Origin of the sequence: Rhizobium cauense (genome assembly GCF_019511525.1) — a bacterium.
In the GTDB taxonomy this organism is placed as follows: domain Bacteria; phylum Pseudomonadota; class Alphaproteobacteria; order Rhizobiales; family Rhizobiaceae; genus Rhizobium; species Rhizobium cauense.
Window position 1 is genome coordinate 110,422 of record NZ_JAEUAT010000021.1, and the last position, 15,844, is coordinate 126,265.

The 15,844-nt window shown below is 60.2% G+C and carries 10 protein-coding genes and 1 tRNA gene; 6 read left to right on the forward strand and 5 right to left on the reverse strand.

Annotation, left to right across the window (positions count from 1 at the left end; all coding sequences use genetic code 11):
• Positions 1-82 precede the first annotated feature (82 nt).
• From JNB88_RS28290 to JNB88_RS28300, 3 genes are all read left to right on the forward strand, one after another.
• A complete protein-coding gene (locus JNB88_RS28290) occupies positions 83-1,144 on the forward strand; it encodes a class I SAM-dependent methyltransferase (RefSeq protein ID WP_220358355.1) in 1,062 nt (353 codons plus the stop codon).
• A 237-nt stretch (positions 1,145-1,381) separates the two neighbouring features.
• Positions 1,382-1,456 (forward strand) — tRNA-Glu (locus JNB88_RS28295).
• A gap of 355 nt (positions 1,457-1,811) precedes the next feature.
• A complete protein-coding gene (locus JNB88_RS28300) occupies positions 1,812-3,056 on the forward strand; it encodes a glycosyltransferase family 2 protein (protein WP_220358356.1) in 1,245 nt (414 codons plus the stop codon).
• Positions 3,057-3,085: 29 nt separating this feature from the next.
• Here the strand turns inward: JNB88_RS28300 and recJ are convergent, their stop codons facing one another.
• The 4 genes from recJ to JNB88_RS28320 all read right to left on the reverse strand — a co-directional run bounded on the left by recJ (position 3,086) and on the right by JNB88_RS28320 (position 8,308).
• Positions 3,086-4,888, reverse strand: coding sequence for a single-stranded-DNA-specific exonuclease RecJ (gene recJ / locus JNB88_RS28305; RefSeq protein ID WP_220358366.1), 1,803 nt, complete (start codon positions 4,886-4,888; stop codon positions 3,086-3,088).
• Between the two features lie 175 nt (positions 4,889-5,063).
• Positions 5,064-6,386, reverse strand: a complete 1,323-nt coding sequence (locus JNB88_RS28310) for a homoserine dehydrogenase (RefSeq protein WP_037127633.1) — start codon at positions 6,384-6,386, stop codon at positions 5,064-5,066.
• 63 nt (positions 6,387-6,449) lie between these two features.
• Positions 6,450-7,667, reverse strand: coding sequence for an LL-diaminopimelate aminotransferase (locus JNB88_RS28315; protein WP_037127631.1), 1,218 nt, complete (start codon positions 7,665-7,667; stop codon positions 6,450-6,452).
• 224 nt (positions 7,668-7,891) lie between these two features.
• The gene (locus JNB88_RS28320; RefSeq protein ID WP_220358357.1) at positions 7,892-8,308 is read right to left on the reverse strand and encodes a gas vesicle protein GvpG; all 417 of its coding nucleotides are present in this window, start codon (positions 8,306-8,308) and stop codon (positions 7,892-7,894) included.
• A 154-nt stretch (positions 8,309-8,462) separates the two neighbouring features.
• Between JNB88_RS28320 and phaC the strand changes: the two genes are divergently transcribed.
• A complete protein-coding gene (gene phaC / locus JNB88_RS28325) occupies positions 8,463-10,301 on the forward strand; it encodes a class I poly(R)-hydroxyalkanoic acid synthase (protein WP_220358358.1) in 1,839 nt (612 codons plus the stop codon).
• A gap of 12 nt (positions 10,302-10,313) precedes the next feature.
• Here phaC and JNB88_RS28330 read toward each other — a convergent pair whose 3' ends face one another.
• The gene (locus tag JNB88_RS28330) at positions 10,314-11,336 is read right to left on the reverse strand and encodes a methyltransferase (protein ID WP_220358359.1); all 1,023 of its coding nucleotides are present in this window, start codon (positions 11,334-11,336) and stop codon (positions 10,314-10,316) included.
• Positions 11,337-11,633: 297 nt separating this feature from the next.
• Between JNB88_RS28330 and JNB88_RS28335 the strand changes: the two genes are divergently transcribed.
• A complete protein-coding gene (locus JNB88_RS28335; protein ID WP_220358360.1) occupies positions 11,634-12,944 on the forward strand; it encodes a DUF2778 domain-containing protein in 1,311 nt (436 codons plus the stop codon).
• A gap of 408 nt (positions 12,945-13,352) precedes the next feature.
• A complete protein-coding gene (locus JNB88_RS28340) occupies positions 13,353-15,254 on the forward strand; it encodes an adenylate/guanylate cyclase domain-containing protein (protein WP_220358361.1) in 1,902 nt (633 codons plus the stop codon).
• Positions 15,255-15,844 lie beyond the last annotated feature (590 nt).

Sequence of the window (15,844 nt, forward strand, 5' to 3'; positions counted from 1 at the left end):
AGTCTCGCTTTGCCCAGCGAGTGCCCCCGGTGGTATAGTGCCAGCGGGCTGATCCTTTCCTGCATTCTCGATGGAGGAAGAAATGCGCGAACCGGACATGCAGAAAGTGGATGCACTCGTCGGCCGGCTGGTTGGCGATGTGGGCGCGGCGATTTCGGGAGCACTTGTGGTGCTTGGCGATGACCTTGGCCTGTTCAAGGCCATGGCTGATGGCAAGCCCCGCAACTCGTCCGAGCTATCGAAGGAGACCGGCATAAAGGAGCGCTATCTCCGAGAATGGCTGTCCGCTCTCGCTGCCGCTGATTATCTCACCTACGACGAGAAGACCGACCGCTTTCACCTGACGCCCGAGCAGGCCATGGTCTTTGCCGAGGAAGACAGCCCCGCCTTCTTTGCCGGCGCTTTCCAGGTTGCGCAGGCAATGTGGGCGGACGAACCGAAAGTGGCCGAAGCCTTCCGGACCGGCAAGGGCCTGGGGTGGCACGAACACAGCGCCTGCCTGTTCCGAGGCACGGAGCGCTTCTTCAGAACCGGCTACAACAACAACCTCGTCGCCGACTGGATTCCGGCACTGCAAGGCGTCGAGGCGCGCCTGAAGGCAGGTGCGAAAGTCGCCGATGTCGGCTGCGGTCATGGCGCATCGACAATCCTGATGGCACAGGCCTACCCCGCTTCGACATTTTTCGGTTTCGATTATCACGCGCCATCAATCGAGCGAGCGGCGGCGGCGGCCAAGGAGGCCGGCGTTTCTGACCGCGTCACCTTCCAACAGGCTCCGGCAGCGGGCTTCCCGGAAGGAGAATATGACCTGATCGCCATGTTCGATTGCCTGCACGACATGGGAGATCCTGTCGGCGCCGGCAAGCATGTCAGGAAATCGCTCTCTGCAGACGGAACCTGGCTGGTCGTCGAACCCTTCGCCCATGATTGCCTGAAGGACAATCTCAATCCGGTCGGCCGCGTCTACTATGGGGCATCAACGATGATCTGCACGCCGGCATCCCTCTCGCAGGACGTCGGCCTCGGCCTCGGTGCGCAGGCCGGAGAGGCCAAGCTGCGCAAGGTTGCCCTTGACGCTGGGTTCAAGCATTTCCGTCGCGCCACAGAAACACCATTCAACATGGTCTTTGAGGTCCGCGCCTGAGAAAATTCACAGGCATGGCGGTGCGGCGACGATGGCCGGTCGCACCGCTGCAACTTTGCACATGTTCACCGGACTCACCGTGAACAGAAATACAGCAACAATATCAAACACATGATGCATTTTCTCTAATTGCATCGTTCCTGATTCAAAGAAAAAATCACGCCAGCGCGATTTTTTCTCGTTTTGCCGCTTGCGGGATTCAGAGTGCCTGACTATAAGGGCGCCACCACGAAGGAAGCGCCCTTCGTCTATCGGTTAGGACACCAGATTTTCATTCTGGGAAGAGGGGTTCGACTCCCCTAGGGCGTGCCACTTCTCTTTGATTTCACTGTATAATTTTGACGAACACAGCGTCGAGGCAACAGCCTTGCGGATCGGGCACTCCTTGGCTTTCGGGGCAGGCACAAGCCTCGCTCCAACTCAGCCCTATAGATTTTTCCAAGACTTCTGCCGGTTGTTAGCCGCGCGAACACTTTGACTTGGGAGCCGAAGCTATGACGCACGTCGAAGACTTTGGCCGGCGCCTCTTCGAGAAATCGAAACTGAGGCCGGCACCGACGCTCGGCTTGGGACGCGCCTCGATTCCGCGGCGCGCTCGCTTACTCCCATTTTGCGGCAATCGTACCGACATAACGAACCTACTCGACGCGTCCCTGGAGACAATCAATTGAACGGCATCAAACTGAGCATCTGCATTCCAACCTACAATCGCGAGGCCTATCTTCGCGGCATGCTCGAGCATTGCGAAACCTTCGAATTCGACTTCCCTTATGAGATCGTCATCTCGGACAATGCGTCCACCGACAACACGACGCAGGTCGTCAACGAATTCATCGCGAAGGGGATGCCAATTCGATACCATCGCCGCACGGTCAATGGCGGCGCCTACAAGAATCTGGCAAGCGCCTTCCACCACGCGGTTGGCGAGTACACCGTCTACCTCGCGGACGACGACCTTCTGATTGCGGATGGCGTGAAGGCAACGGTGGCGTATCTCGACGCAAATCCCGACGTCTCCGCCTGCCATGCGCCATGGTATCTCCACGACCAAGTCGCCGATTGCGACCTTGCAAAGTTTTACGAGGTGGACGCTGACGTCAAATTTGGTCGACGCGATTTCCTCGAAGTATTTCAGTTCATTTTCAAGGAACACGTTTTTCCCGAGATCGCCATTTACCGTTCTTCGGCTCTGCGATCTGTCTGGGTTCCGCGAGATTTCTGCTTTTGCTTTTTTGCCTATCTTGCACATGCCCTTGATCAGGGCGCCGTCGCCTTCCTGAAGCAACCCTTCTATCGCTCCGTCGCGGTCTCCAAGATCGAGCCGGATCGCCAGCAGGTCGGCAACGACGAAGCCCTGGTTTCATGGGACAAATACCGCGGTGGCCTTGAGTATTTTCTTTATGTCGCTGCCAAGCGCGGAAAACTCAACACGGGGCCGGAATCCCGTGCCGCTTTCGAGAATTTGTGCAGGATCTTCACCCTCAACCGGATGGCAGTCGCCGCCCGTCTCTGGGCGGTTCGCAAAGACTTCATCAAGGCCTATGAGCTCTATACCCGCCTGGCTCTTGGCGGCATGGAAGACCATCCGGAAATCGCTCAGCTGCGTCAGTCCTTCCCGATGCTGGTATCGATGCAAACCTTGGCCTATCAGGTGAGCGCCACGGCTGGAATCGACAGGCTGATGCTCAGCGGAATGGCCAATCCAAAGCTGATTTCGGAGATTCTTCGTGATGTCGGCTTGGAGCCGGAAGTGGAAATTATCACCGACGCCGAGGGACATGATCCGGAGCGCGTCGACAGCACCATGATCTTTGCGGCAGATATGGCCCGTCGGACGAAATTCCTGGAGCTCGGCTACAAGCCAAACCTTATTCTTATCGAGAGCGATCTGACACAACACGTCCTTGTTTGACGTGCGATAGCGCTGGAAGAAGCCAGAGTTCAGCGCGCCGGCGCCGCATCCAGGACACGCAACTGGATACGCCGTGCCCCCTGATAATGGTCCGCTCCGAGCGAGCCTGCGACGTGGAGGCTCGCTCCCCTGGAGTTCAGCAAAAGGTTGCCAAGTTGCGTATCGGCTGCCCGAAACGCAATCCCGTCAAGCCGCGCGCCGTCCATGGCCTCGAGTGTTACCTTGACGTGCTTCTCGCCAACAAGGCGGGAATCGCGAAGCCGGTGCGCGGGAACGGCAAAAAGCGGCTGGGAGTGGCCCGAACCGTACGGCCCGGCGGTCTCCAGCCGATCGATCAGGTCGATCGTGGCGCCGCTGGCGGCAATCGCGCCATCGATCTTCAGCGTCTCGTTGGCCACGAGCGCTGCAACCGTCTTTTCCGCGCGCTCGGCAAAGAAGCCGCGCAACCGGCCAAGCTTCTCACGCTCGACGGTGAGGCCTGCCGCCATCGCGTGACCACCGCCCTTGACCAGCAAGCCCTCGTCCACCGCCGCGCGCACCATCTTGCCCATGTCGAATCCGTTGATCGAACGACCTGAGCCAGTACCCTTGCCGGATGGATCGAAAGCAATTGCGAAAGCCGGCCGCTTGAATTTTTCCTTCAGGCGGGCGGCGATCAGGCCAACGATGCCCGGGTGCCACTTTTCGTGCGCGGTGACGATGACCGAGGCGCCCTCGCCGTCCCCGTATTCCGCCAACGCCTCGGCCTCGGCCTCCTGCAGCATCGCCGCTTCCATCGCCTGCCGGTCGCGATTGAGTTCGTCCAGTTGCTGTGCGATCGCCTCCGCCTCGCCCGTGTCCTCCAACGTAAGCAGACGGCTCCCGAGCGCCGCGTCGCCGATGCGACCTCCTGCATTGATACGTGGCCCGATCAGGAAACCGAAGTGATAGGGTGTCACCGGCCCGGCGAGGCCGGCCTTGCGAAACAGGGCAGATAGGCCCGGATTACCCTGGTGGCGAGCGGCGATCAGTCCCTTGACGACATAGGCGCGGTTCAAGCCTTTCAGGGGGACGACATCACAAACGGTCGCAAGCGCGACGATATCCAGCCATTGCAACAAATCGATCGATCTGGCGCGCGGATCTCCCGCCTCGCGCAACTGGCGCAACGTCGCGACAAGCACAAGGAACACGACGCCAGCGGCACACAGATGTCCCTGTCCGGAGAGATCGTCCTCCCGGTTAGGATTCACCAGTGCGTGACAGGGCGGCAGCTCGTGTGTCACCTGGTGGTGATCGATCACCACGACGTCTACCTTACGCTTGGCAGCCTCAGCCAGTGCATCATGGCTGGTAGACCCGCAATCGACGGTGACAATCAACCTCGCGCCATTGTCGATCAGGTTGCCAATTGCCGTAGCGTTAGGCCCATAGCCCTCAAAAATACGATCCGGAATGTAGATGTCAGCTTTCACGCCAAAGTGTTTGAAAAAGCGGAACATAAGCGCCGATGAGGATGCGCCGTCAACGTCATAGTCACCGAAAATAGCGACCTGCTGCTGGCTTCGAATGGCCTCGACAAGCCGCTTGGCAGCCTTCTCACAATCCGTCAGCGTATAGGGGTCGGGCATGAGCCCGCGAAGGGTCGGATCGAGGAACTCCACCGCCTCGTCAACAGTTACGCCGCGTCCGGCGAGAACGCGCGCAATGAGTTCAGGCAGCCCATGCATCTGAGACATGGCAAGCGCCCGGTTTTGACCAGCCTGGTCGAGTCGCGATATCCAGCGGTTATCCAGCGCGGACTTTTCCACGCCCAGGAACGCACGCTGCACCGGATCGGCCGGGATATCCATATCGTCTGCTGCCCTCACCACTTGTCACCACCCCGGGACCGAGGCGATATCGGCAGCTTTATGCCCGTTCGGACGCCCACACAACGGTTTTGGAGGAGACGGACCACGTTAACTGTGGACGCACGCGGCACGTATGCCGCGGCGCCTTTGGCAGCGTCAAGGATCTCTGGGAGACCTAGTCTTCCTTTGGCCGCTCGATTCGGATCACCTGCGGCTCGCCGACATGGTAGCCCTCGCCCTTGATGGCAGCGACCGCCTTGCGGACCGAATCTTCCGTCGTCGCGTGGGTAACCATGATGATCGTCTGGTGGTGCGACGGCGCCAGATGCTGCTTCGAACGCTGCACGATCGACTCCAGCGAAATATGGTTCTCCGCCATATGCGTGGCGACGCTCGCAAACACGCCGGTGCGGTCGAGCACCGTCAGGCGAATGAAGTAGCCGCCTTCGTGGCTCTGCATCTGTGCCTTGCGGTACGGCTCCAGCGATTTGGCGGGATGGCCGAGAACGGGCACGCGCTGCGCGCCAGGACGGCTTTTTGCGATGTCGGCGATATCACCGAGAACCGACGAGGCCGTTGCATTGCCACCGGCACCGGGGCCAACCATTAGCAGCTCGCCAAGGATGTCCGATTCGATCGCGACGGCATTCGTTACACCATCGACCTGGGCGATGACGGAATCGACCGGAACCATGGTCGGATGCACGCGCTGTTCGATGCCGGTATCGGTCCGCTGCGCAACACCGAGCAACTTGATGCGGTAGCCGAGGTCTGCTGCCGCATGGATGTCCTCGATCGAGATATTGGTGATGCCTTCGAGGTAGATGTCGTCGGCAGCGATCTGGTTTCCGAAGGCGAGCGTCGTCAGGATGGAAAGCTTGTGGGCCGTGTCGTTGCCCTCGATGTCGAAGGCCGGATCGGCTTCCGCGTATCCGAGACGCTGAGCTTCCTTCAGGCAATCGGCAAAGGACAGTCCCTCCTTCTCCATCTTCGTCAGGATGTAGTTGCAGGTTCCGTTCATGATCCCGTAGATGCGGGAAATCGTGTTACCGGTCAGCGACTCGCGCAGCGCCTTGATGACTGGGATGCCGCCGGCGACGGCTGCTTCGAAGTTCAGCAACACTCCCTTGTCTTCCGCGATCGTCGCCAGTTCGACACCGTGATAGGCAAGCAATGCCTTGTTGGCTGTCACCACATGGAGACCACGTTCGAGCGCCGCGCGCACCGAGTCATTGGCCGAGCCGTTCACTCCACCGATGAGTTCGACGAAGACATCAATGTCGCCCTTTGCAGCCAGATCTTCTGGCCGGTCGAACCACTCGATCCCGCCGACATCGATGCCGCGATCCTTGGTCTTGTCGCGGGCCGAAACGCCCGTAATGAGGATCGGTCGGCCGCATGTTGCGGCAAGCTCATTGCTGCGCTGTTGTATGATACGGACGAGCGAAGCACCAACGGTACCCAAGCCCGCAATGCCGATTTTGAGGGCATCTGCCATGGATCGATCCTGAATGTGTCATGAAGGGCAGCCGCCGGAAGCGGCTGCCGTTGAGGAATTATATCAGCGATGTGCGTTGAGCGAGATGACGTTGTGCATCGTCTCATCCGCCGTCGACATGAACTTCTTGATGTTGCGGGCCGCCTGGCGGATACGGTGCTCGTTCTCGACCAGTGCAAGGCGAACGTAGTCGTCGCCCATCTCACCGAAGCCGATTCCGGGCGCGACCGCCACGTCTGCCTTCTCGACCAGCAGCTTGGAGAACTCCAACGAACCAAGATGACGGAACTTCTCCGGGATCTTTGCCCATGCGAACATCGTCGCAGCCGGTGGCGGCACCTCGAATCCGGCCTTGGCGAAGGTGTCGACCATGACGTCGCGGCGGCGCTTGTAGACGTTGCGGACTTCCGCAATGTCGGAGCCGTCGCCGTTCAACGCATGTGTTGCCGCAACCTGGATCGGCGTGAAGGCGCCGTAGTCGAGGTAGGACTTTACGCGCGTCAGCGCCGCGATCAGGCGTTCGTTACCGACAGCAAAGCCCATGCGCCAGCCCGGCATCGAGAAGGTCTTCGACATCGAGGTGAACTCGACCGTGACGTCCATTGCACCCGGAACTTCGAGAACCGACGGAGGCGGCTCGCCATCAAAGTAGATTTCCGAATAGGCAAGGTCGGAAAGCACGATGATGTCGTGCTTCTTCGCGAAGGCGATGACGTCCTTGTAGAAGTCCAGCGTCGCGACGTAGGCCGTCGGGTTGGACGGATAGTTCAGGATCAGCGCCAGAGGCTTCGGAATCGAGTGACGAACAGCGCGCTCCAGCGGCGGGAAGAAGCTCTCGTCCGGCTCGACCGACATCGACCGGATGACACCGCCGGCCATCAGGAAGCCGAAGGCGTGGATCGGATAGGTCGGGTTCGGGCAGAGAATGACGTCACCCGGCGCGGTGATCGCCTGCGCCATGTTGGCGAAGCCCTCCTTGGAGCCCAATGTCGCGACAACCTGGGTGTCCGGGTTGAGCTTCACACCGAAACGGCGGGCGTAGTAGGCGGCCTGGGCCCGGCGCAGGCCGGGAATGCCCTTGGAGGACGAATAACGATGCGTGCGCGGGTCCTGGACGACTTCGCAGAGCTTGTCGACGATCGCCTTCGGGGTCGGAAGGTCAGGGTTTCCCATGCCGAGATCGATGATATCGGCCCCGCCCGCTCGCGCGCTCGCTTTCAAACGGTTGACCTGTTCGAAAACGTAAGGCGGCAAACGCCGGACTTTGTGAAACTCTTCCATTTCTTTCCCCACGGAAATGCGGCCACCATGACCGCGCTCGAAGTTCGTCCTAATTCCCGGCTGTTCGCGATACGAACTTCAGAATCACCAACGCCGTATTCATCAGACTTGCGTCGCACGGCATTTCTTTGACGGAAAGCCGTGCAGGCCTCGCATTATCGGGAAAAATTCATCTTCCGCTACTGGTGGAAGGCTTTGCTTCCAAATCGCAGCGAAGGCAAGGCCTAATTGGCGATTTTCGAGAGCGTTTCGGCGCCGTGCTCGGCCGCTAGCTTGCGAAATTCCGCGACGCGGCGCTGATACTCGGCTTCCGAAATCGTGCCCGCCTTGCGTTGGGCAGCGAGTGCCGTCAGCTGCTGCTGAAGCCCACTGGCCTCCTGGTCGCTCATCTGGACGTTTGCCGCGGTGAGCGGCGCGCCGAATCCGGGATAACCGTCCTTATAGTGCGACAGGCCGCTCTCTGTCGGCGCCTCGCCCTTGGTCGGCGTCATGACAACGGCGGTCGGCGCCGCTCGCCTCGCCGCGAAGGCCGCCTTTTCCTCGGGCGTCTGCATGCATCCGGCAAGCGTCATGGCCGCGGCGGCGCCGATCAGCGCGGTGCAGGTCATGTTTGCGATGAGGCGAATGCAGTTCTTCGTCATATGCCAGAGGTCCCAAATCCTGAGGTGCTTCGACTGTTAAATTCGTCGCCGCCACAAAGCAATAGCACGAGCGGGCGTCAGCGGAACTTGTTTTATCGATCTTTCCAGATGTACAACTCGATTTGCAGGAACATGCTGCCGCCGGAGGAGACGAGTGACCGACAGCAAGCAGGAAAACAGCGACAAGGCAAAGAGCCCGGGCTTCGATGCAAAGGACCTGGATCCCTACCTGTTGAAAGATCCCGAGGCGATGGCGATCAATTTCGCCCGCGCCCTCGAGAATCTCGGCAAGGCGGCTACGGCCTGGCTTGCGCCGCGCGAACGTGGCGAGATCGCGGAAAATGCAGCAGAGCCGGTGACCGACATGGTCAAGACTCTCTCCAAGGTCACGGAGTACTGGATCTCCGATCCGCGCCGCACCTTCGAAGCGCAGACGCAGCTGATGAGTAGCTACTTCGGCATCTGGATGCGCTCGATGCAACGCATGCAGGGCGAAACACCGGCATCGGAACCTGAAAACAAGGACAGGCGGTTTGCCGATGAAGACTGGCAGAAGAACCCGTTCTTCGAATTCCTGAAGCAGGTTTACCTGATCACCGCCAACTGGGCGGAGAAAATGGTGGCCGATACAGAGGGGTTGGACGAGCATACCAAGCACAAGGCCGGCTTCTATGTGAAGCAGATCACGGCCGCACTCTCGCCGACCAACTTCGTGGCCACCAACCCGCAGCTCTACCGCGAAACGATCGCGACCAGCGGCGAAAATCTCGTGCGCGGCATGAAGATGCTCGCCGAGGACATCGCCGCCGGCCACGGCGACCTGAAGCTGCGCCAGACCGACATGACCAAATTCGCCGTTGGGCGCGACATGGCGCTCACTGCTGGCAAGGTGATCGCCCAGAACGAGATCTGCCAGATCATCCAATACGAGCCGACGACCGAGACGGTCTTGAAGCGCCCTCTCCTCATCTGCCCGCCGTGGATCAACAAGTTCTACATCCTCGATCTCAACCCACAGAAATCATTCATCAAATGGTGCGTCGACCAGGGACAGACCGTTTTCGTGATTTCCTGGGTGAACCCGGACGCGCGCCATGCGCGAAAGGATTGGGCCGCCTACGCGCGCGAAGGCATCGACTTCGCCCTCGATACGATCGAGAAGGCCACGGGTGAAAAGGAAGCCAATGCCGTTGGCTACTGTGTCGGCGGCACGCTGCTTGCCGCCACGTTGGCATTGCACGCCAAGGAGAAGAACAAGCGGATCAAGACCGCCACCCTCTTCACGACACAGGTGGACTTCACCCACGCCGGTGACCTCAAGGTGTTCGTCGACGAGGAACAGTTGGGACGGCTGGAAGCGCATATGGAGGAGATCGGCTATCTCGACGGCTCGAAAATGGCGACCGCCTTCAACATGCTGCGCGCCTCGGAACTGATCTGGCCCTATTTCGTCAACAACTACCTGAAGGGCCAGGACCCCATGCCCTTCGACCTGCTCTTCTGGAACGCCGATTCTACCCGCATGGCGGCGGCGAACCACGCCTTCTACCTGCGCAATTGCTACCTCCGCAACGCGCTGACCGCGAACGAGATGATCCTCGACGGCCACAAGCTGTCCTTGAAGGACGTCAAGATTCCGATCTACAACCTCGCCACTCGCGAGGACCATATCGCTCCGGCAAGATCGGTCTTCCTCGGCAGCCAGTTCTTCGGTGGCAAGGTCGATTTCGTGCTGGCGGGGTCCGGCCATATCGCTGGTGTCGTCAACCCGCCAGACAAGAAGAAATACCAGTACTGGACCGGCGGGACCGTAAAAGGCGACTACGAGACATGGCTCACGGAAGCGGCCGAGAATGCCGGTTCGTGGTGGCCGCACTGGCAGGCTTGGATCGAGGCGAAGGATGGCAAGCGCGTGCCCGCCCGCAAGCCGGGTGGCGCGGCGCTGAATGCCATCGAAGAGGCACCGGGAAGCTATGTGATGGAGCGAGCCTGAGCGCCCCTTTCCTCACTCCAGGAAGATCAGACTGGCTGGTGATGGTGGCAGCGGCTTCGAAACGACGTCGCGAAAACCGGCTGATTTCGCCATATCAGCCAACTCCCGCTCCGTGTAGGCATCGCCCTTCGGTGTCGTAGCCAGCATGACCATCGCGAAAGCGGCCGGGAATTCAGGCGAAACACGGTCCTCGTTCGGAACGAACTCTACGATAGCCACACGGCCCGCAGGCGCCAAACTGGCACGCGCCTTCTTCAAAAGGGCGACACAACCATCGACATCGAAGTGGTGGAGAAAGTTCGGCAGCAGGATGAGGTCATAGCCACTGCCCCAATCGACTTCGAAAGCACTGCCGGGCTCGAACGTGAAGCGCGCAGCCACTCCCGCCTTCTTCGCATTCTCCTCGGTCACCGCGAGAACCGGTTTCCAGTCGATGGCAACGACACCTGCAGATGGCGCCACCTTCGCAATCTCGATGCCGAACGCGCCCGGGCCGGCAGCAACATCCAACACCTTGGTCGGCGGTTTTGGCCAGGTCGCCACATCGGATGCCAGGGCGCTTGCACTCGCGCCGGTAAAGGCGCCCATGGCCCGCGCAAACTTGACCCATATCGGATTGTCCGGCGCCACATTGGCCAGACCCACGGAGCCACCGTTGCGAACATACGCAGTCGGGTTGTCGAGAAACAACGCCATCATTTGTGGCGAAGCCAGGAAGTCGATTGCCGCCCCCATATAGGCCGGGGAACGCCTGTCGAGAAAAAGCTGGCTCGACTGCGTCAGTGAGTAGCCGTCGCCGTTCTTCGTCAAGAATCCGGAGACCACCAGAAAGTCGCAAAGAATGCGCGTTCCGCGCTCGGCGCAGGCCGTCGCCGTCGCAAGCTCCTTGGCTGTGCGGCTCGCTCCGTCAAACTTGGTGAAAAGATCGAATTCGATGGCCGCCTTGATCGCTGCCGTTTTCCGGAATGCAAACATCGCATCGACCAGCAAGGCCGGCGAGATTTCCTCATGAGCCACTTCATGTGCTGAAGACATGGTTTTTCCTCCCAACGCGTGGCTACGCGACGGGTGAAATTCATAGCAGAAACTGTCCCGGTCGGCACGTCATGACAAAGGAGAAGTTGCTGACAAAGCCAGGCCTGGCAGCGCGCCAGAAGGCCGTTAACTGAATTTCCAGCCGCCGGAGCCGCGGCGTAAAGGAATTGGTTACCATAATTCGTCATTCTGAGAGCCAGCCGGAAACATTAGCGAGCCGTAATTTGGCCCTGATGCTCCTATACCGGCCCCGGCGAGTACCGCCGGCCTAGTAACGAGTTCCGAAAGACGAGTGTCATGGCGTTCGCGGTCGACGTGTATAGCAGTATCAGGCCCATAGGTAATTCCATTTCTCGCTTCGGTTTCCCCTTCCGCTTTCTCTCAGGTGCAGCTCTTATCGGGGCGGGTTTTGCCGCTTCTGCCTGGATCGTCGCCACAGTTGCCACCATGCAGGTCGTTGCCCCGGCGCCGCATCCAAGCGCTGGCCCGCTGGCCGGCCTTGCACTTGCGCCAAAATCGACCACCGCCGTCCAACCGGCGCAGCGCCTCGTCCGCGTCGCGAAATTTTCGCGGTTACGCATGAGCACGGAAAGCGAGCAAGCGCTCGCGCGCGGTGTTCGAGTGGCTGCTCCGTCCGCCGCGCTGGCTGCAGCATTCATCGGTCAATCAGCGCCCCTCACAGTCTCCGAGGGTACGCCTGCCAAGCAACAGGCAGCGGTCCTCGCGTCAGCGGCACCAGCCAAACCCGTCAAGGACGACACCGTCACGCCGCGACCCCTTGTCGCGGCCTCGGTCGATCGCATCATCATTCCGTCAAAGGAAGCAGTTGCAGCCGCTCAGGGCCCTGCACTTTTGGCGCTCGGAGCCGCACCGTCCGCTGACGAGAACGCACAGCGCCCACCTGTCGCCAAGCAAGGTCCTCTCGAAATTGCAAGCCTTGCGCCGACAATCGATGGCGCGGACAAGGCTCCATTCGATCTCGTGCTGAGCGACAAGGACACTGCTATTCCTTTGCCGATGGCCCGACCCAACGGCTTGGGCAAGCTGGCCACGCCGCCCGGCGATCGCAAAGCCCCGGCGGAGCCGGTGCTGGCTTATGCGCGCCCGGATGCCGGCGCGTCCGACGAAGACGACGACGCAATGCCGACACTGAAGAAGGGGCTTTCCGCTCCTGTCGCCCGCAACGGTGTCGCTGTCTATGATATTTCGGCGAATATCGTCTATCTTCCGAATGGCGAACGGCTGGAGGCCCATTCCGGCCTCGGGAAGATGCGCGACAACCCGCGCTATGTTCATGCGAAGAACCGCGGACCGACCCCGCCTCATACCTATAACCTGGCTATGCGCGAGAGCCTGTTCCATGGAGTGGAAGCCATCCGTCTGCATCCGGTCGGTGGCGCAGGCGCAATCTACAACCGTGTTGGCCTGCTCGCGCATACCTATATGCTCGGCGCCCGCGGCGACTCCAACGGCTGCGTATCCTTCAAGGACTACAAGCGGTTCCTCGCCGCCTTCAAACGCGGCCAGATCCGTCAGCTGGTTGTGGTCACCAGCATGCCGAACAAACCGACATCCACCTTTGCCTCGCTGTTTTCGTCGCGCTCGTAATCACGCCCGTCGTCACCAGCAAGTCTCAAGCGAGAAAGACTCCTTCGCGCCGTAAACGCGACGGGAGCCAATGGGACCGACGAACGGCAAGAGGGGCCGGTCGGGCAACAGCTCCCTTCCCGTCATCCCGGACTTGATCCGGGATCCAGCCATCGCGCATCCGCATGGCGAGTGCATCTACTCCCCGGATGGCGACACAATCAGCAATTGCCCGGAATTGGGTCGCAACTGCCACCAAAGCAGTTGCTACCCAATTCCGCTTTGACAAGACCCCTGACCCTGATCTGGATGATCGCGCCATAGCTCGGAATTGCTTTGGCGCGACGCTCCTCCGGTATCGTCGCGCGCCCCAACGAAACTCGCCACTGCAACCTGATGGTGTTAGGATGCTGCAGAGCCTCTGCGCACTTGCCAGATCGCAGTTTCGTCAAGCGCCTTGCTCTGGTTGAGGGAGCACGGCGGCTTGCGGCGATCCTGATAGCAGACGTCGTCGGCTATTCTCGTCTTGTCGGGCAGGACGAAGTCGGCACCCTCGGCGCATTGAAGGATATTCACCGCGAGGTCATTGAGCCACTCCTGACGGAACACAAGGGCCGCTTGGTAAAGCTGTTGGGAGATGGTGTTCTCGCCGAGTTCGCCTCCGTCGTCGATGCGGTTACGTGCGCGGTCGCCATGCAGAACGCGGTTGCCGCACGGCAGGCGGATGTTTCGCCCCAGAAATGCATCATCTTCCGCATCGGCATCAATCTCGGCGATGTAGTCGTCGAAAGCGGTGATCTACTGGGAGACGGCGTCAATATCGCCGCCCGCCTCGAGCAGCTCTGCGAGCCTGGGGGCGTACTGATCTCTGGCACTGCCTATGATCATTTGCAGGGCAAGTTCACGCTGCCGCTCGATTCTGCGGGCGATCAACAGGTGAAGAATATCGCCCGGCCCGTCCGCACCTATCGCGTCCGGATAAATGGCGGCGGGCGGTCCTGGCGGTTGCGCCTGCGCCAATATTCCTCACGACTCAGGTGGGCCACGGCGCTGGTCGCGGTCGTCCTGGCAGCAGGCGGCTGGTACTCGTTCCTGCGGCCGAATTCGGAGCCGAGCATCGTCGCGGCCCTTCCATCGGTCGCCGTTCTCCCGTTCAGCGACACGAGCGGCAACCCGGCGCTTGCCTATTTCGGTGATGGCGTGGCCGAGGACATCATCGCCATGCTGTCGCGGGTTCCTGACCTGAAAGTGTTGGGCCGCAACTCGTCATTCCCCTTCAAGGGCGAGCCGACTGATGTGCGTAAGATCGGCTCGGAACTGGGCGTCACACATGTCCTTGAAGGGAGCATCCGAAAGGATGCCGACCGGCTGCGCATCGTGGCCCAGCTCGTCGATGCCAGGACTGGCGAGAATGTCTGGGCCGAGCGTTTCGACCGCGCCGGCACCGATCCGTGGGAAATCCAGGACGAGGTAACGGAAAAGATCGTCGCCGCCCTCGCGGGCGACGGTGGTACCTTGAAGAAGGCGCAGTATCGGCAGGTATGGGGGAAGGACAACACCGATCTCGAGGAGTACGACTACTATCTTCGCGGCAATGATCTGCTGGCGCGGCTCAGTCCCGAAGCGACGGAACAGGCTCGTCAGATATTGACCGACGGGCTCTCGAAATTCCCGGATTCCGCCCTCCTCAGGATCAAGCTTGGTCTTGCCTATTTCATTCGCGGTTGGAACGGCTGGACTGACAACCCGACGTCCGACTTTCGCCAGGCCGCCAGTCTCGCAAAGGAGGCGATGGCCCAGCCGACGCTTTCGCCGATGGAGCTGCGGTCGGGCCATTATCTGTCGGCTTTCGTCAGAGTGACGGAACGGAGGTTCGCAGACGCAGTTGTTGAGGCGGACGACGCGATCCGCCTTTCGCCTTACGACGCCCAGATGCTTGGCGCTCTCAGCCAGGTCTTAATCGCGGGAGGAAAGCCCGCGCAGGCATTGGAGTGGATCGACCGGTCAGAGGCGCGGCAGGCGTCGAACCCCCAGACATCGCAGGAGCTTGCCTTCTACAGAGGGTGGGCCTTGGCGGTCGAAGGTAGACTCGAGGAATCGCTTGCCGCACTGAGAGTAGACCAGACGGATTTCTTCAGTCCGCTGATGCAGGCAATTGTTCTCAATCGGCTCGGGCGAACGGAAGAGGCGGCAGAGCAGCTGAAGAAGGGCCTCGCGTTCGACCCCGGATTAACACAGGCCAAATGGCGCGAACTCTTCTTCTACAGCGATCCCGCCATCCTTGAACGCGAGGTTGCCGACCTAGCTAGTCTCGGCCTGCCAGAAAATTAAGGGGGTTTGCGGATGGCCACAACCGGGGACGGCGCCTTCAGCCGCCAGTAAAGCCCGCGTTATTTTTACATTTTTACCCGTGGCAGATCGAGGGGTACCGGGAGGTCGCCGCGCGTGCTATGTATCTGATGGGTCGCTCAAATTCCCACCAAATATTCTGGGTGATGTTAGCGTGGTCTAATGGAAGAGCAAAGGGCACACCGTCGGTACGTCGTCAGGGCAAGCTCCCAGTTCGCGGGAATGTGGGCCGTCGAGGACGTGTTCCTAGGCCGACCTGTTGATCAGGAAGGCTTAGTTTTGGACGGGATGACGCTTGACGACGCGGCTGAAATGGCATGGTTGATGCACGCCCGAGACCTCCTCCAACGGCACAAGCTCGACACTCTTTCTTGAGCCGCCACGACGAGACCAAAGCCGCCATCATGGATCACCTCAGGTAACTCCATGCCACACCTGAGGGAGCAATCGATCTTTACAATATCGGTGTCCCGCTGGTGGCCAAAGGGTTCGATCAGGACGAGCTATACATGACCCTTCGTGATCTGGAGGCGGTTCCCACAAAAACAACAACATAGCCCCCCTTTCATCCC